A 15968-nucleotide genomic window follows, 5' to 3' on the forward strand; every position below is an offset into this window, starting at 1 on the left:
GATGCTGCACTTCACCAGCGACCAGTGGGTTCAGTGGCTCGGCGTCTATTTCTGGCCGATGCTGCGCATTCTGGCGCTGATCTCCACCGCCCCCATTCTCAGCGAGAAATCGATCCCCAAGCGCGTTAAGGTGGGGCTGGGCATTATCATCACCATTATCGTCGCCCCTTCCCTGCCACCCGTGAATATTCCCATCTTCTCGGCTAACGCGGTATGGGTCGCTTTACAGCAGGTGATGATTGGCGTCGCCGTGGGCTTTACCATGCAGCTCGCCTTCGCCGCCGTGCGCACGGCCGGTGAGTTGATTGGCCTGCAGATGGGGCTATCTTTCGCCACGTTTGTCGATCCCGGCAGCCATCTCAACATGCCGGTGCTGGCGCGCATCATCGATCTGCTCGCCATGCTGCTGTTTCTGTCGCTCAACGGTCATCTGTGGCTCATCTCCATGCTGGTGGATACTTTCCATACGCTGCCGATCGGTGATAACCCGGTCAACAGCAATGCCTTCCTCGCGCTGACCCGCGCGGCGGGGCTGATCTTCCTCAACGGTCTGATGTTGGCTCTGCCGATCATCACGCTGCTGCTCACCGTCAACCTGGCATTAGGTTTACTGAACAGAATGGCACCGCAGCTCTCGGTGTTTGTGATTGGTTTTCCGCTAACGTTGACGGTCGGAATTTTATTAATGTCATTACTGATGCCACTTATCGCCCCCTTCTGTGAACATTTATTCGGCGAGATATTCAATCTGTTAGCGGATATTGTCAGCGAATTGCCACGTAAATAATAGTCCTCACGGTTGCTATTGTCTTTCTGAGGATATTCCTAAAATAAAACGCGAAAAACATCTTCCAGGATATATCTGACGCGGTTTAAATGTTTCTAACCACCTCACAATACTTAATATTTACTTTACTTTAAGAAGATTCCTGGCAAATTATACGTAACTTTACGGGATAGTGAGTCCGCCTGAAAGTCTTTGTCATGCTCACAGGTTTATTATTTTTTTCCATCCCGTATGGCTGTTTTGAGCTCTCAGGCAGATGGTGAATTATCGTTACGCATTGAGTGAGGGTATGCCATGTCAACGATCATTATGGATTTATGCAGCTACACCCGGCTAGGGTTAACCGGGTACCTGGCAAGCAGAGGGGTAAGAAAGAGAGACATCAACGATGCACACACCGTTGAAGAACTCGCAGCCGCTTGTGACGAACTCAAACCAGGCGTGGTGTTTATTAATGAGGACTGTTTCATTCACGATCCAGCCAACAGTCAGCACATTAAGCAAATCATTAATCAGCATCCAAAAACCCTGTTTATTGTTTTTATGGCGATCGCGAATATCCATTTCGATGAGTATTTGTTGGTCCGTAAAAATTTATTGATCAGTTCTAAGTCGATTAAACCCGAGTCGCTGGATGACATTCTGGGTGATTATTTGAATAAAGAAGTTAAAAATGTAGGAGCGGTTAACTTACCCACCCTTTCATTAAGCAGGACTGAATCAAGTATGCTGCGAATGTGGATGGCTGGACAAGGGACTATTCAGATCTCTGACCAGATGAATATTAAAGCGAAAACCGTTTCGTCACACAAAGGAAATATTAAAAGGAAAATTAAAACGCATAATAAGCAAGTGATCTATCACGTGGTACGTCTGACCGATAATGTGACGAACGGGATTTTCGTCAACATGCGTTAGTGGCTTAAACCCCTCTGCACCCTACCTTTGATCTCTGGCCTGGCCAGAGATTTTTGCTTTTGCGGACGTGGTCGGGCACGCGCAATGCCACCCGACGCCGTACTACTCCGCTTTCTCAACAAAAATGCCGTCCGGATGCCCCAGTTCGTTAAAAAACCAGATGCCGAGCGGGTAGTCTTCCAGTGAGACCAGGTACATTGTGCCTTCACTAAACTCTTCAATTGCCAGCACCACCCCCGGGCGGCGCGGCCCACCGTCCGTTTTAACGGTTACCCGATCGTTGACCTTCATACATTCCTCCTCTGGTTTTGAGCCAGTGTAGAACAAAACGCAAAAACACACATCGCCGCACGGCGTGAATGGCGTTTTTATACACAGTCTATACTTACCGTGGACACGGTTTAATGAGGAGCCCCGTAATGAAGACCGATAAAGAGTACAGCGACACCATCAAACGCGAGGTCGAGGTGGATGTCGATGCCCTGCTGGCCGCCATCAATGAGATCAGTGAGTCAGAAGTCCGCCGCACAAACGATGGTTCGGACCACGTCATTGTTAACGGGAGGGATTATCACACCTACCGCGAGCTGGCGGAGGCCTTCGAGCTGGATATTCATGACTTTAGCGTGTCTGAAGCAAATCGTTAGCACGAAAAAAATCCCGGTCATGGGGATGGCCGGGATCAAAACTTGCTTATGCAAGAAGCACTTGAAAATTCGTTACACCAGGAAATCTGATGTACAAACAACACTATCCCCAACGATTTTGCATGACAAGCATATATTCTTACGATGAATATAATATTTTTAACATAATCGTTTTGGTTATGAGCAACAACATGCGCCGAATGCGGGTTTGGCTGGATCGGTTCTCCTCAATCCGGTTTAAGCCCAGATATTTTTTAGGAATATTCTTAGATTAAGGCTCATTCGTTTTCGGGAGTTAATATGCTTTCACTCCGGGGTCCCCTGCTGATTTTTTCCGATCTGGATGGGTCGCTGCTGGATATTCATACCTATGAGTGGCAGCCCGCAATGCCGTGGCTGGATAAACTGCAGGACAACCAGGTGCCGGTGATTCTTTGCAGCAGCAAGAGCGCGGCAGAGATGCTGGATATTCAGCAGGATCTGGGTCTGGAAGGGTTACCGTTTATCGCTGAGAACGGCGCGGTGATTCAGCCTGACGTGCGCTGGGAAATGGGTCAGCGCCACATCAACGGTATGACGCACCGGGAGATTCGTCCGCTTATTGAGCAAATCCGAAAGCAGGCGGGCTTCAAATTCACCACCTTTGACGACGTGGACGAACGCGTCATTAGCGAATGGACGGGGGTGACCCGCTACCGGGCGGCGCTTGCCCGCAAGCATGACGCCTCCGTCACGCTCATCTGGCGTGATTCCGACGAAGCCATGGCCCGGTTTGAAGCGGCGCTGGCGCAACGCGGGCTGAAATGCCTGCAGGGTGCCCGTTTCTGGCATATTCTCGATGCCGGCTGCGGTAAGGACGTTGCGGCTAACTGGCTAATCGCGCAGTACCGTGAACGGGAAAATATTGAACCCACGACCCTGGGGCTCGGCGATGGGCCGAACGACGCGCCGCTGCTGGACAGCGTGGACTTCGCGGTGGTGATTAAGGGGATAAACCGCCAGGGTATTACGTTACGGGACGATAACCCCCGCCGGGTTTATCACACCCGGCAGGCGGGACCGCTCGGTTGGCAGGAGGGGCTGGATCACTTTTTGTCATGATCGTGCCAGACAACCCGGTTACGTCCGTCCTGTTTAGCTTTATATAACCGGGCATCCGCCACGGACTGCAGTTGTTCGAAATCGTAATTTTCGTTTTCCCGGGCGCTGCTGACGCCGAGTGACGCGCTGATGCGCAGGGTCGTACTCTTCTTCACCAGAATCTCCTTGCTGTTGATTCGGCAGCGAATACGCTCCGCGACGCCTCTCGCCTCCTCAAGACCGAGCCCCGGCAGGACGATACAAAACTCTTCCCCGCCCACGCGTCCTGCCACGTCGTTTTTACGCAATGCGCTGGAAATCAGCCCTGCCGAGTGGGAAAGCACCTTATCACCGGCCTGGTGACCGAACCGATCGTTGACGCTTTTAAAATGGTCGAGGTCTAACTGAATGACCGAGAACGGCAGCGACTGTTGATGACACTTCTTCGCCAGCAGTTTCGCGCGTTCGAACAGCGCGCCGCGATTATTCAGGCGGGTTAGCGGGTCGTGCCAGGCCTGCCACTTGAGCGAGTGCTGCAGCGTATACATATTGCTGACCATCCGGCGGATCACCAGCCACGAAATCAGCAGCATCGCGGTAAAGAGCGCCCACAGTAATGCCAGTACGATACTGATGCTGCCGAAGTCGCCCTGTACCCCTTCCTGCAGAGTATGGACACGCAAAACCAGGCCATCAAAATGATCGAGCCGCTGCCAGCTGATGAAACGGCTGCCGAGGCGGATGCCACCACCAGTATCGTGCTCGATCGCCTGCGCTATCTGCGCGAGTTCGCGTTCATCGAAATGGTTCACCTGTTTATCTGTCTTTTCAGAGGTGGCAATCATATTGAGCCGGGAGTCGTACAGCTGATACTCCCCCTCCGTACGGTCGTCCGTCGCCTCTGCCAGCAGGCGTTGCATCGTATTCAGCGAAAAATCCATCGCCACCACACCATACCAGTAGCGATTGAAATAGATGGGGACGCTGGCAGTGATCGTTCGCTCGTCACCGGTCCAGGATGACGGCGTGGAGATAAACCAGCGCACCGCGCGGGAGCGATTGTTACGTTCCGACTGCTGGGTAAACCAGGACTGCGTGACCAGGTGATAATAGCGGGGGATAATATCGCTCGCCTCTGTTAGCGTGTCCGTCGAAAGATAAAACCCGGCGCGTGAAACGTAGATCACCCGCGATTCACTATGCCTGCTCGACGTCGCCAGCCTGAGCAGATAACCCACTTCAAGCGCGGCTGAAATTTCATTGCTGATGCGTTCAGCGTCCCGGTTCAGAATCGACGTTTTTTCAACAAACGCATCCGAGACGCCGTTAATCGGAAGTGTGCGATTTCTGTCAACGAGGAGCTGCCAGGTGGGACGCATGCGTAATGCGTTAAAGTGCGATACTGCATCGTGCAAAACATTGAAGGCCAGCGGCGTCTGTAGCGCATCGCGCATGCTCTGGCGAAATAACAGCATTTTATCCACGCTGTACTGCAGCTGCCTGTCCAGCGAGCTGGCCACGGTTTCCAGGTGGTTGCGCTGGCTGGAGATATACGCCTCTTCGAGGACCACCACTTCACGCCAGGTCAGGAGGGTTGAAAATACCAGAACAGTGATAAAACAGAGGTTAACAATCAAACCCGGATTGCTACGCTTATGCAGCCATTGCAGAAAAGATCGTCTTACAACAAAGGTATCGCGCTGCACACACACTCCCTGATTACTACCTTACACCCGGTACTTCAGTTAAAAACGCCCGGCAAAGCCGGGCGTTATGTGATTAAGCCTGATCGTGCTTGCGCTGGCCGTCACCCGGCTGAAGCTCATCTTCACGAAAGGCTTCCTGCTTAATGCTGTAGCCATCATGCCACCGACATTCCACCATTCCGCTGGAATACCCGGTGACAATCATGCGCGGGCCGCCCTTCTTAGGCTTAACTTCATCACTGACCAAAAAGACCATACCTGCCTCCTGTATCAGGGTGAAACTGTTTCAATTTAGACGAGGAATGGTCTTTTTGCACCCTGCGACGGGTAACAATTAGTGCGCCGTACCGCGCATTTTTTCGATCAGTTTCACCGCCGCCACCACGATAGCGCCAACGATAAAGCCCAGCACCAGATTAAGCAGCGTGGGCAGAATCGCTGCCACCACGCTCCCCTGCGCCGAGGCGAAATGTTCGATGGCATGGTGCAGCGGCGCAATGCCGTGGACCACAATGCCGCCGCCCACGAGGAACATCGCCAGGGTCCCCACCACGGACAAGCTCTTCATCAGCCACGGCGCCAGCGTCAGTAAGCCTTTGCCGATGCCTTTAGCCACCGCGCTGGATTTCTCCTCCAGCCAGTAGCCGATATCATCCAGCTTCACGATCAGTCCGACCAGGCCGTAAACGCCCACCGTGACCAGAATGGCGATCCCGGAGAGGATCAACACCTGATTCAGCAGCGGCGCATCGGAGACGATGCCCAGCGTAATGGCGACAATTTCAGCCGACAGAATAAAGTCGGTGCGAATGGCGCCTTTGATTTTATCGCGCTCGAAAACTTTCGGATCCTGCGCGGCAAGCGCTTCAAGGCGCTGCTGGCGCGCCTCCGGGGTATCCTTCTGCTTGCGAGAGCTCAAAGAGTGCAGGACCTTCTCCACGCCTTCGAAGCACAAGAATGCCCCGCCAATCATCAGCAGCGGCGTGATGGCCCAGGGGATGAATGCGCTGATCAGCAGCGCCAGCGGCACCAGGATCACTTTGTTCAGAAACGAGCCTTTTGCCACACCCCACACCACAGGCAGCTCACGGTTAGCCCGTACCCCGCTCACCTGTTGGGCGTTAAGCGAGAGATCGTCCCCCAGCACCCCTGCGGTTTTCTTCGCCGCCAGTTTCCCCATCACGGAAATATCATCCAGTAAGGTGGCAATATCATCCAGCAATGTTAATAAGCTACTTCCTGCCAAAATGGTGATCCTTCTTTTTTTGGTAATTAAGTGAATAGTATGGAGCAAAAGCGCAATCGCGGAAACAGGCAGCTTTCGTCAACAAAAAATTCACATCAACTACACAATTAAAGGGCTCGCCAGCGCGATAGTTTTCGCGTTTACTATCAGCGACCTTTTTATTTCGTCGTGAGGGATTATGCGTTTCCGGCAACTGCTTCCGCTTATCGGGGCACTTTTTTCGCTGTATATCATCTGGGGTTCAACCTATTTTGTCATTCGCATCGGCGTGGAAAGCTGGCCGCCGCTGATGATGGCGGGCATTCGCTTCCTCTCGGCGGGTGTGCTGCTGCTGGCCTTCCTGCTGCTGCGCGGACATAAGCTTCCACCGCTTCGCCCAATGCTGAACGCCGCCCTGATTGGCCTGCTGCTGCTGGCGGTCGGGAATGGCTTTGTGACCATTGCCGAGCACCAGAACGTACCGTCTGGGATCGCCGCCGTGGTCGTTGCCACCGTACCGCTGTTTACCCTCTGCTTCAGCCGTCTTTTCGGCATCCGCACCCGCAAGCTGGAGTGGCTGGGGATTGGCATCGGCCTTGCCGGCATCATTCTGCTTAACAGCGGCGGTAACCTGAGCGGGAATCCGTGGGGCGCAGTGATTATCCTTATCGGCTCGATGAGCTGGGCGTTTGGTTCCGTATACGGTTCGCGTATCGAACTGCCGACCGGCATGATGGCGGGGGCAATAGAGATGCTTGCGGCTGGGATCGTGCTGCTGCTAGCCTCAGCCCTTACGGGAGAGGAGCTGACGACCCTGCCGCCGTTGTCGGGCTTCCTGGCGGTAGGCTATCTGGCGCTGTTTGGCTCAATCATCGCCATCAACGCCTATATGTTCCTGATCCGTAACGTCTCGCCGGCGGTCGCCACCAGCTATGCCTACGTCAACCCGGTCGTGGCCGTGCTGCTTGGCACCGGGCTTGGCGGTGAAACGCTCTCTCCGGTTGAGTGGTTAGCTTTAGGGGTGATTGTTTTTGCCGTCGTGCTGGTGACCTTAGGCAAATATTTGCTGCCGGCAAAGCCCGTGGTTACGCCTTGCGAGGTGGAGAAACCGTAAGCGCGTGGATCCCCTGGGTGTCGATCTGCGCGGCCTGGCCGCCGCCGCAGATCCACTCTTCCAGCCGTTCGCTCAGATCGGCATCGTTCAGCTTTAACCGCCCTTTCAGCGCACATTCCCAGACGATCAGCACTCTCCAGCCCTGCGCGACAAGCGTGGCGAGATCCCGCGCATCTCGCTCAACGTTCTTGCCAATCTTTTCCAGCCAGAAATCGGTGCGCGTCGCCGGGACTTTAAACAGGTAGCAGTCGTGATGATGCCAGAAACAGCCGTGGGTGAAGATAATGCACCGATACGCGTCAATGACGAAATCCGGGCGACCCGCAAGTGCGGGATCCTGCACGCGAAAGTCGAAGCCCGCCTGCGTCAGAAGCCCGGCCAGACGCTTTTCAATCGCGGTGTCACGCGTGCCGATGGCACGCATGTTTTTGCTCCGCGTGGCCTTATCGTGAACGTCCGTCATTGACGGCCTCACCCAGGCGGAGCGCCACCGCCTGTCTGATGCGCGGGGCCAGCAGTTTTGCCACCGCCGCGAACGCGGGCACCACCACCGAGTTACCAAACTGACGGTAAGCCTGAGTGTCCGAAACCGGAATGCGGAAACGGTAGCCCTGTGGCGTTTCAAAGCCCATCAGCCGGGCGCACTCCCGCGGCGTGAGGCGCCGCGGACGGTGACGCTGGTTTTGCGGATCGTCGAAATCTTTCTCGCCCAGCGCTTTATCCCAGCCTCTGTCGATCAGGATTTCCGCGCCGTCTTTATAGTAGCGAGCGGACAGCGTGCGGGTCACGCTGTGCGGATCGTTTGGGTTCACCATGCCAAACCCGAAGCCGTTGCCTTTGGCCTGATGCTTTTTGGCATAGCGGTAGAGGTATTTCCACAGGATCGGGGTAAGGATAAATTTCGCGTCGACCACCGGCTCCAGCAGGTCGGCAATAGTTGGACGACGCTCGGGGTATAAGGAGGGAATATCCCGCAGGGTGAAATCCCCCTTCAGATTGAGATCGCGGCGGAAACCGACGAGCACAATGCGTTCGCGATGCTGGGGCAGGAAATGTTTCCCGTCGATAATTTTCGGGTCATCCGCGCCCATGTCCTCGGAATCAGCCACGTCATAGCCCAGCTCGTCCAGCGTTTGCATGATAATGCGGAAGGTCTTTCCACCGTCATGGCTCTTTAAGTTCTTGACGTTTTCCAGCACGAATATGGCCGGGCGACGGGCGTCAATGATTCGGGCCACATCGAAAAACAGCGTTCCCTGCGTATCGCAGGCAAAACCGTGGGCACGCCCGAGGGCATTCTTTTTGGAGACACCGGCCAGCGAGAAAGGCTGACACGGGAAGCCCGCCAGCAGCACGTCATGCGCCGGAATCGTCTGGCGAATGTGCTCGGCGGCTTGTTCATCCGTGACGCCGCTTTTATGGCTCAGGGTAACGTCGCGGATATCGGCGTTGAAATGATGTTCATGCGGATCGCAGTACCAGTTCGCTTTATAGGTGCGTACCGCATGTTTGTTCCACTCGCTGGTAAACACGCACTGACCGCCGATAGCTTCAAAGCCGTGCCGGATGCCACCGATGCCGGCAAACAGATCGATAAAGCGGAAGGCATAGTTCGGGTGCGCGGCAGACGGCCGCGGAAGCAGATCTTGCAGAAAACGAAACTCGCTTTCGCTCAGGCGGCGCCCTGCCCGATCGCTGGTCAGCAGTCGCTTAAGGATGGCCGGGCTCCAGTGGCTCTCGCCGTGCGCCACCAGCTGGTTTGCCAGCGTTTTAGCGTCATAAATATCCAGCAGCTGGCGCAGTAATGCCTGCACCGTTGCCGTTGACTTCTCAGCCTGCTCAGGCGCGGGCTCTGTCACTGATCGATTTTCCTGCATTCTTTTAACCGGGCAATAAAGACTGGAAACAGATTACCACAGTTCACTTTCGCAAACTGCGACGGAAGCGGTGTTGAATCTGGCTATCCAGCCCGATGCAGTCGCCCTGTAATTCAGCACTGAGTTTCGCCATAAACTGAATCAGAAAATCGGCGTTGTGCTGCGCGAGCTCGCGCCCGACGTCGGTTTGCATTGTATCAGGCAAGCGCAGCAGCTTGGTCTGAAAATGATCGAGCGCAAACGCCCGGTCATCAAGCGGGCGCGCGTCGGCAAACGGATCGTCCGCGTTAAAAAGCGGTACTCCCAGCGCACCTGACACGGCAAACACGCGCGCCAGGCCAATCGCCCCCAGCGCCTCCAGACGATCTGCATCCTGGACAATTTTGGCCTCAATCGTGGACGGCGTCAGGCCGGCGCTAAAACTGTGCGCCTCGATGGCGTGCTCCACGGCGGCATAGCGATCGGACGGGAAGTCAGGGAAATCGCGGTGCAGAATGTCCCGCGTTCTGCGCGCAGCCAGACGCGACGACTGGCTGCGTTCAGGATGATTTTTCGGCAGGCTAACGATGTCGTGAAAATAGCAGGCGGTCAGGATCGTCAGCGGGTCGACGTGGTGATGAACCATGATTTTCTGCGCCGTCAGCCAGACGCGACGGAAGTGTGAAATATCGTGCGCGGTGTCATCGGTCGCGTGATGTTCATCAAGCCAGGATTCAAAGCGCTGCTGCCACTGTATGAGTTCCATCATCCTTTCCTGTTACGAAAATGGGCACTGAATTATAACATAGCTAAATAAAATAAATTAAAAAATAGAACCCCGAAATACTTAATAATAATTACCCGCAATACTTTCAAGCGATTAATTCATTTGAAAAATAAAGAGATTTTTGGAAATATTTTGTAATATTTTCACTGGTTTAATTACATTTATTTTTGAACCAAATTCACGAGCCATAGAATAGTATCAGACACGTAATTACGGAGGGTGATTACATATATTCATATAAATTATCTTTAAAGGGAATATATAATGAAAAGAAAAGTTCTGGCAATTCTTGTACCCGCATTATTAATGGCTGGCGCGGCAAACGCGGCTGAAATGTATAACAAAGACGGCAATAAAGTTGACCTGTACGGCAAGGTTGACGCTCGTCATACCTTCTCCGACAACGCGGGCGACGACGGCGACGAAACCTACGTGCAGATTGGTTTCAAAGGCGAAACACAGATTACCCGCGATCTGGTCGGTTACGGTCAGTGGGAATATAAAACCTACGCAAATGATACCGAAGACGCCGGGGATACCTCTTTCAACCGTCTGGCCTATGCGGGCCTGAAATATGGCGAATACGGTTCATTTGATTATGGCCGTAATTACGGCGTCGTGTATGACGTTGAAGCCTGGACCGATATGCTGCCGGTATTTGGTGGCGATTCCTACACCTGGACTGACAACTATATGGTTGGCCGTACCAACGGTGTTGCGACCTACCGTAATAATGATTTCTTCGGTCTGGTTGATGGCCTGAACTTCGCGCTGCAGTATCAGGGTGCTAACGAAGGCGCAAACGCTAACGAAGATCAGGAAGGCACCAAAAACGGTCACGACGACGTACGCTTCCAGAACGGCGACGGCTTCGGTATGTCTACCACCTATGACTTCGACTTCGGCCTGACGCTGGGTGCGGCGTATTCTTCCTCTGACCGTACCAACGATCAGGTTGCTTATGGCGCGGGCAACTATAACCGCTTCAGCAAATACGCAGGCGGTGACCGTGCAGACGCATGGACCGTTGGCGCAAAATATGATGCTCAAGGCGTCTACCTGGCGATGATGTACGCGGAAACCCGCAACATGACGCCGTACGGCAGCGACGGCATCGCCAACAAAACGCAGAACTTTGAAGCCGTAGCGCAATACCAGTTTGACTTCGGTCTGCGTCCATCCCTGGCGTGGGTCTATTCCAAAGGCATCGATCTGGGCGGTAACGATTATCACCCACGCAATGGCTATGACTATGTAGACCAGGATCTGGTTAACTACATCGACCTGGGCATGACCTACAACTTCAACAAGAACTTCTCCACCTACGTTGATTATAAAATCAACCTGCTGGACGAAGATGACGCCTTCTACAATGACAACGGTATTGCAACCGATGACATTGTTGGCATCGGCATGATCTACCAGTTCTGATCCCTGAAAATACTAAAGCCCGCATTTGCGGGCTTTTTTGTTTCAAGGGGCACTATTTTACGGCGCTTCCTGCAGCGCCACGCGGATAAACCCGTTATTCTGCACCAGCAGCTCATGGGCTTTCCACGCATCCAGACCGGTCAGCACCATCAACACCGCCGTTTTACAGTGGTGGTTACAGCTCTCCAGCGCGGCCTTTGCCTGCGCCCGGGTGCATCCCCCCGCTTCCATCACAATGGCGATCTGCCGTTCGGCCCATTTGGTACTGCTTGCCTCAAGATCCACGCGCAGGTTGCTGTAAACGCGCCCGGTGCGAACGGCCAGCGCGGTGGTAATCATCGAGAGGATCATTTTTTGCGCGATCCCCGCTCTGGTATTGCGATACCCGGCAACCACATCGGCCCCAAGCTCTGGGGCAATTACCATGCTTGCCAGCTGTGCTGCTTCACTTTGTGCATCACCGGTGATGACCGCAACCGGCGCTCCCAACGACCACGCATGCCGCATTGCCCCCCAGACCCACGGCGTTTTTCCGCTGACGGTCACGGCAAGCATCATATCGTGCTCACCAAATTTAATGGCCTGCAGGTCAGCCACCCCGCGCTCGTAGCTCCCTTCCCCCTCGCCAGCCGTAACGGCAATTACCGGCGTTTTACCCGGCGCATACTCATCTGCAGCCTGTTGTGCGATGCAGCCCGACGGGCCCGCGCCGACAATCACCAGACGGCCACCGCGGTTAAGCGACGCGGCGGCGTTATCCACCGCGCGGGCGATTGTCGTTAAGCAGGGGGTTATAGCAGCAGAAATGCGTGCATCTTCCTCGTGGATAACCTTCAGCATGTCCAGCGTGGACAATCTATCTATATTCATCGTGCTGGCGTGCCGTCTTTCCTTGACTGAACCGGTAAGCGTAATGCTCATAAACAGCCTCCTTATTATGAGTACCCACACACTATAAAGTGTTTTATATAGATGACCTGCGAGTGGGGTCACGAAAAGAAGAGTAAATCGACGCTTTTACATGGCTTTAAGAAAAGCCCATCATCAGCGATAATCACTCCCTTTCCTAATCATCGCGGAGTGTTGATGAGCGATTTGCAGCCTTTCCCTCTGACGCGCAAGCGCCCCATGAAACTGTACACGCTGGTCACGTTGATGGTGTCCGCGATTATCGCCTCTGTGCTGCTGGTGGTTTTTGCGCTCTATTCCGTGCAGATCACCCGGGCAACCCGCGATGATGTAAAAGATACCGCTCTGGGCATCGCCCGCACGCTGGCCGACAGCCCGGAGATCCAGCGCGGCCTGATGCAGTCGCCGCAGGCCGACATCATTCAGCCCATCGCCAAAGCCGTTACCCAACGCAACGATCTGCTGCTTACCGTGGTGACCGACATGCGGGGGATTCGCTACTCGCACCCTAACGAGGCGCTCATCGGCCTGCATTTTATCGGCAACGATCTGGAACCCGCGCTGGAAGGCAAAGAGAATGTCTCGGTTAACCGCGGCGCCCTCGCCGAGGCGCTTCGCGTTTTCACGCCGGTCTATGACAGCCAGCACGATCAGATCGGGGTCGTCGTGGTCGGGATCTCCCTCAAAAAGGTAGAAGACCAGATAGCCCGCGGGCGGCTCAACGCGCTCTGGACGATTCTGTTCAGCATCTTTATGAGTTCGATGGCGATTTGGGGTCTGGTACGGGTCCTGAAACGCATTCTTTTCGGGCTCGAACCCTATGAAATCTCCGCCCTGTTCGAACAGCGCCAGGCGATGCTGCAGTCGCTTCGCGAAGGGGTGCTGGCCGTCGACATTCACGGCCGCGTGACGATGATTAACCACGCAGCCAGAGAGATATTACTTCTTCCCTCCGGCAAGCAGACCGAAAACACCAGCGAGCCGCTGCTGGCAAGCCTGCGTGAGGTATCGAAAACCGGGGTTGCGCGTCAGGATCAGGAGATCAGCTGCAACGGACGACTGCTGCTCTGCAACATGGTGCCGGTCAAAAGCCAGAATCGGGTGATCGGGGCTATCAGCACCTTCCGCGATAAAACGGAAATCAGCCAGCTGATGCAGCGTATCGATGGCATGGTCAACTACGTCGACGCCCTGCGCAGCCACACGCACGAGTTTATGAATAAACTGCATGTGATCCTCGGCCTGCTGCACATGAAGCGTTACGACAAGCTGGAGGAGTACATCATCCAGACGGCGCATAATTACCAGACGGACATTGGCACGATCCAGAGCAAGGTAAAGTCCCCGGTCGTTGCCGGGTTCCTGCTGGGTAAAATCAACCGGGCGAAAGAGGCCGGCGTCACCCTGACGCTGGCGGATGAAAGCCTGATACCGGATACCGCCAGTGAAGAGCAGGTTGCGGTGCTGATCACCGCCCTTGGTAACTTAATCGAAAACGCGCTCGACGCGATGGCAGGACAGCAGGAAGGCGAGATTGGCCTGCTGCTGCATTATCAGAATGGCTGGCTCAGCTGCGAAGTCAGCGACGACGGCCCCGGCATTGATCCCACTCAGCTGGAGGCTATTTTTACTAAAGGGTTCTCAACAAAAGGTGAAAACCGCGGCGTTGGGCTGTTCCTTGCTCGCCAGCAGATCCAGAACCTGGGCGGCGATATCACCGTCGAGTCTGAGCCTGGCGTATTTACCCAATTTTTTGTTCACATCCCCTGGGATAGCGAGAGGAATATCGCGTGATAAATGTATTAATTGTCGATGATGACGCCATGGTAGCCGACCTCAACCGTCTGTACGTCAACCGTGTTGAAGGCTTCAGCTGCTGCGGCGTCGCCTCCACGCTCAATCAGGCCAGGGCCTTTATCAATAACCCCAGCCAGCCTGTCGATCTGGTGCTGCTGGACGTCTACATGCAGCAGGATAACGGGCTGGATCTGCTGCCCGATATTCGCGCTTCAGGCCGCCCGATTGATGTGATTATGATCTCCTCGGCCGCCGATGCCGCCACGATCCAGACCTCCATCCACTACGGCGTGGTGGATTATCTGATAAAGCCGTTCCAGTTCCCGCGCTTTGAAGAGGCGCTGAACGGCTGGAAGGCAAAGCACAGCCTGATGGGCTCGCACCAGTATTACGAGCAGGCGGACGTCGACAGGCTGATCCACGGCGGCGCGCCGGAGCTGGCGGACACTAAAAAATTGCCGAAGGGGTTAACGCCGCAAACGCTGCGCACGATTTGCCAGTGGATTGATGGCCACCCGGAGACGGAATTTTCCACCGACGATCTGGCTAACGCTGTCAATATCTCCCGCGTCTCCTGCCGTAAGTACCTGATTTGGCTTGCGCAGATCAACATTCTGTTCACCAGCATTCACTACGGCGCCACCGGGCGTCCGGTGTATCGCTACCGCTTACAGCCGGAACAGATCGGGCTGCTCAAACAGTACTGCCAATAACGCGGTAGCTCTCGTCCAGAAGGGTAAAACGGAAGTGGTGCATCGAGGAGATGACCACTTCTTTTGTTTTGGTCACAAAGATAGCTTCAATATCGGGGCGCGCGCGCAGGGCGGCACAGCCCTTTTCTACCCCCATGCCGTACATCAGCGTGGTCCAGATGTCGCCGTCAATGGAGTCTTTTGAAATGATAGTGACGCTCTCCAGCTCGTTGTCGAGCGGATACCCGGTGCGCGGATCGAGAATATGGTGATAGCGCTTGCCGTTCTGCTCGAAGTAGCGCTCGTACGTTCCCGAGGTCACCACGGAGAGGTTCTCTACCGTCATCGCACCGATAAGCGCATCACCGGCGAACGGTTTTTTTAGCCCCACGCTCCAGCCCCCTTCCGGCGAGCCTAACGTCTGGATGTTTCCGCCGAGGTTGATCAGCCCCAGCTCAGCGCCCTCTTTGCGCAGGTAGTCCCGCACCCGGTCGGCGATATAGCCTTTGGCGATGGCCCCCAGATCAATCTCCATCCCCGCTCTGGTCAGAAACACGCTGGTCTGCGCCTCATCAAGGATGACCTCCTCGGGCCGGGTTATCGCCAGCAGGGACGCAATGTCATCGGCAGGCGGAACGCTGTCTCCCTGAAAGCCAATCTTCCAGCGCTTCACCAGCGGGCCGATCGCCAGGTTAAACGCGCTGTCTTTTAGCATGCTTGCCGCTTTTGCACAGCGGATCAGTTCAAACACCGGACGACTAACGGCAACCGGATGCTGGCCCGCCGCATGGTTGATGTCCATCACCTGGGAATGCGCGCAGTTAACGGTGAGGAGATCTTCGTACTGTTTGATCAGGCGGAAAACGCGGGACGCGAGGGCTTCGTCATGGGAGAAGAGCTTCAGGAGAATGGGCGAGCCCATCAGAACGGCGGAGTAGCTGTAAACGCGATGGCTATCAGGCATTGCATGTGTCCTCTGATGTAGCCCCGGCAGGCACCGCGCCGCCGGGGAGACAGGA

General features: G+C 54.9%; 16 protein-coding genes and 1 pseudogene. 8 read left to right on the forward strand and 9 right to left on the reverse strand.

Going from position 1 to position 15968, the window contains the following annotated elements:
* Position 1: 1 nt before the first annotated feature.
* Positions 2–794: pseudogene (gene fliR, locus IM313_RS04485) on the forward strand (flagellar biosynthetic protein FliR); the annotation flags it as partial.
* A gap of 287 nt (positions 795–1081) precedes the next feature.
* Positions 1082–1705, forward strand: a complete 624-nt coding sequence (gene rcsA / locus IM313_RS04490; RefSeq protein ID WP_013097740.1) for a transcriptional regulator RcsA — start codon at positions 1082–1084, stop codon at positions 1703–1705.
* Between the two features lie 102 nt (positions 1706–1807).
* Here the strand turns inward: rcsA and dsrB are convergent, their stop codons facing one another.
* Entirely contained in the window at positions 1808–1996 is a 189-nt protein-coding gene (gene dsrB / locus IM313_RS04495) for a protein DsrB (RefSeq protein WP_013097741.1), read from the reverse strand.
* 128 nt (positions 1997–2124) lie between these two features.
* Between dsrB and yodD the strand changes: the two genes are divergently transcribed.
* Entirely contained in the window at positions 2125–2352 is a 228-nt protein-coding gene (yodD, locus tag IM313_RS04500; RefSeq protein ID WP_028013707.1) for a YodD family peroxide/acid resistance protein, read from the forward strand.
* Between the two features lie 300 nt (positions 2353–2652).
* Positions 2653–3453 carry a mannosyl-3-phosphoglycerate phosphatase-related protein gene (locus IM313_RS04505; protein ID WP_192971745.1) on the forward strand — a complete coding sequence of 267 codons (801 nt, stop codon included), beginning with the start codon at positions 2653–2655 and terminating at the stop codon, positions 3451–3453.
* Here the strand turns inward: IM313_RS04505 and dgcQ are convergent.
* The 3 genes from dgcQ to IM313_RS04520 all read right to left on the reverse strand — a co-directional run bounded on the left by dgcQ (position 3438) and on the right by IM313_RS04520 (position 6387).
* Positions 3438–5138, reverse strand: coding sequence for a cellulose biosynthesis regulator diguanylate cyclase DgcQ (gene dgcQ / locus IM313_RS04510; protein WP_192971744.1), 1701 nt, complete (start codon positions 5136–5138; stop codon positions 3438–3440). The two genes, IM313_RS04505 and dgcQ, sit on opposite strands and share 16 nt — an antisense overlap.
* A gap of 73 nt (positions 5139–5211) precedes the next feature.
* Positions 5212–5394 (reverse strand): YodC family protein, encoded by a 183-nt coding sequence (locus tag IM313_RS04515; RefSeq protein ID WP_028013710.1) that lies wholly within the window; start codon positions 5392–5394, stop codon positions 5212–5214.
* A 78-nt stretch (positions 5395–5472) separates the two neighbouring features.
* Positions 5473–6387, reverse strand: a complete 915-nt coding sequence (locus tag IM313_RS04520; RefSeq protein ID WP_169804339.1) for a DUF808 domain-containing protein — start codon at positions 6385–6387, stop codon at positions 5473–5475.
* Positions 6388–6562: 175 nt separating this feature from the next.
* Here IM313_RS04520 and yedA point away from each other — a divergent pair, with 175 nt between their 5' ends.
* Positions 6563–7477 carry a drug/metabolite exporter YedA gene (gene yedA, locus IM313_RS04525; RefSeq protein ID WP_028013712.1) on the forward strand — a complete coding sequence of 305 codons (915 nt, stop codon included), beginning with the start codon at positions 6563–6565 and terminating at the stop codon, positions 7475–7477.
* On the opposite strand, the gene IM313_RS04530 is transcribed toward yedA, so the two are convergent.
* The 3 genes from IM313_RS04530 to IM313_RS04540 form a co-directional block, all read right to left on the reverse strand.
* A complete protein-coding gene (locus tag IM313_RS04530; RefSeq protein WP_048959268.1) occupies positions 7449–7940 on the reverse strand; it encodes a very short patch repair endonuclease in 492 nt (163 codons plus the stop codon). The two genes, yedA and IM313_RS04530, sit on opposite strands and share 29 nt — an antisense overlap.
* Positions 7921–9336 carry a DNA cytosine methyltransferase gene (locus tag IM313_RS04535; RefSeq protein WP_370528568.1) on the reverse strand — a complete coding sequence of 472 codons (1416 nt, stop codon included), beginning with the start codon at positions 9334–9336 and terminating at the stop codon, positions 7921–7923. Before IM313_RS04535 ends, IM313_RS04530 begins: the two co-directional genes overlap by 20 nt.
* Positions 9337–9397: 61 nt before the next feature.
* A complete protein-coding gene (locus IM313_RS04540; protein ID WP_136486887.1) occupies positions 9398–10099 on the reverse strand; it encodes a phosphohydrolase in 702 nt (233 codons plus the stop codon).
* Positions 10100–10384: 285 nt separating this feature from the next.
* On the opposite strand from IM313_RS04540, the gene ompC reads away from it, so the two are divergent.
* A complete protein-coding gene (gene ompC / locus IM313_RS04545) occupies positions 10385–11551 on the forward strand; it encodes a porin OmpC (RefSeq protein WP_047367847.1) in 1167 nt (388 codons plus the stop codon).
* A gap of 57 nt (positions 11552–11608) precedes the next feature.
* Here the strand turns inward: ompC and IM313_RS04550 are convergent, their stop codons facing one another.
* A complete protein-coding gene (locus tag IM313_RS04550; protein ID WP_192971742.1) occupies positions 11609–12472 on the reverse strand; it encodes an N-acetylmuramic acid 6-phosphate etherase in 864 nt (287 codons plus the stop codon).
* A 165-nt stretch (positions 12473–12637) separates the two neighbouring features.
* On the opposite strand from IM313_RS04550, the gene IM313_RS04555 reads away from it, so the two are divergent.
* The gene (locus IM313_RS04555) at positions 12638–14254 is read left to right on the forward strand and encodes a sensor histidine kinase (protein WP_069733051.1); all 1617 of its coding nucleotides are present in this window, start codon (positions 12638–12640) and stop codon (positions 14252–14254) included.
* Complete coding sequence (dcuR, locus tag IM313_RS04560) at positions 14251–14970, forward strand: two-component system response regulator DcuR (RefSeq protein ID WP_028013719.1); 720 nt, start codon at positions 14251–14253, stop codon at positions 14968–14970. The genes IM313_RS04555 and dcuR overlap by 4 nt, the downstream gene beginning before the upstream one ends.
* Here dcuR and IM313_RS04565 read toward each other — a convergent pair.
* Positions 14951–15913, reverse strand: coding sequence for an FAD:protein FMN transferase (locus IM313_RS04565; protein WP_192971741.1), 963 nt, complete (start codon positions 15911–15913; stop codon positions 14951–14953). The two genes, dcuR and IM313_RS04565, sit on opposite strands and share 20 nt — an antisense overlap.
* Positions 15914–15968: the final 55 nt, after the last annotated feature.

Source organism: Enterobacter cloacae complex sp. P2B (assembly GCF_014895985.1).
GTDB classification, from domain to species: domain Bacteria; phylum Pseudomonadota; class Gammaproteobacteria; order Enterobacterales; family Enterobacteriaceae; genus Enterobacter; species Enterobacter bugandensis.

Coding starts and splice junctions, on each gene's coding strand:
- yedA (WP_028013712.1), top strand. CDS start 6,563: ATGCGTTTCCGGCAACTGCTTCCGCTTATCGGGGCACTTTTTTCGCTG.
- IM313_RS04515 (WP_028013710.1), bottom strand. CDS start 5,394: ATGGTCTTTTTGGTCAGTGATGAAGTTAAGCCTAAGAAGGGCGGCCCG.
- yodD (WP_028013707.1), top strand. CDS start 2,125: ATGAAGACCGATAAAGAGTACAGCGACACCATCAAACGCGAGGTCGAG.
- IM313_RS04530 (WP_048959268.1), bottom strand. CDS start 7,940: ATGACGGACGTTCACGATAAGGCCACGCGGAGCAAAAACATGCGTGCC.
- dsrB (WP_013097741.1), bottom strand. CDS start 1,996: ATGAAGGTCAACGATCGGGTAACCGTTAAAACGGACGGTGGGCCGCGC.
- IM313_RS04550 (WP_192971742.1), bottom strand. CDS start 12,472: ATGAGCATTACGCTTACCGGTTCAGTCAAGGAAAGACGGCACGCCAGC.
- ompC (WP_047367847.1), top strand. CDS start 10,385: ATGAAAAGAAAAGTTCTGGCAATTCTTGTACCCGCATTATTAATGGCT.
- IM313_RS04540 (WP_136486887.1), bottom strand. CDS start 10,099: ATGGAACTCATACAGTGGCAGCAGCGCTTTGAATCCTGGCTTGATGAA.
- rcsA (WP_013097740.1), top strand. CDS start 1,082: ATGTCAACGATCATTATGGATTTATGCAGCTACACCCGGCTAGGGTTA.
- IM313_RS04565 (WP_192971741.1), bottom strand. CDS start 15,913: ATGCCTGATAGCCATCGCGTTTACAGCTACTCCGCCGTTCTGATGGGC.
- IM313_RS04555 (WP_069733051.1), top strand. CDS start 12,638: ATGAGCGATTTGCAGCCTTTCCCTCTGACGCGCAAGCGCCCCATGAAA.
- IM313_RS04505 (WP_192971745.1), top strand. CDS start 2,653: ATGCTTTCACTCCGGGGTCCCCTGCTGATTTTTTCCGATCTGGATGGG.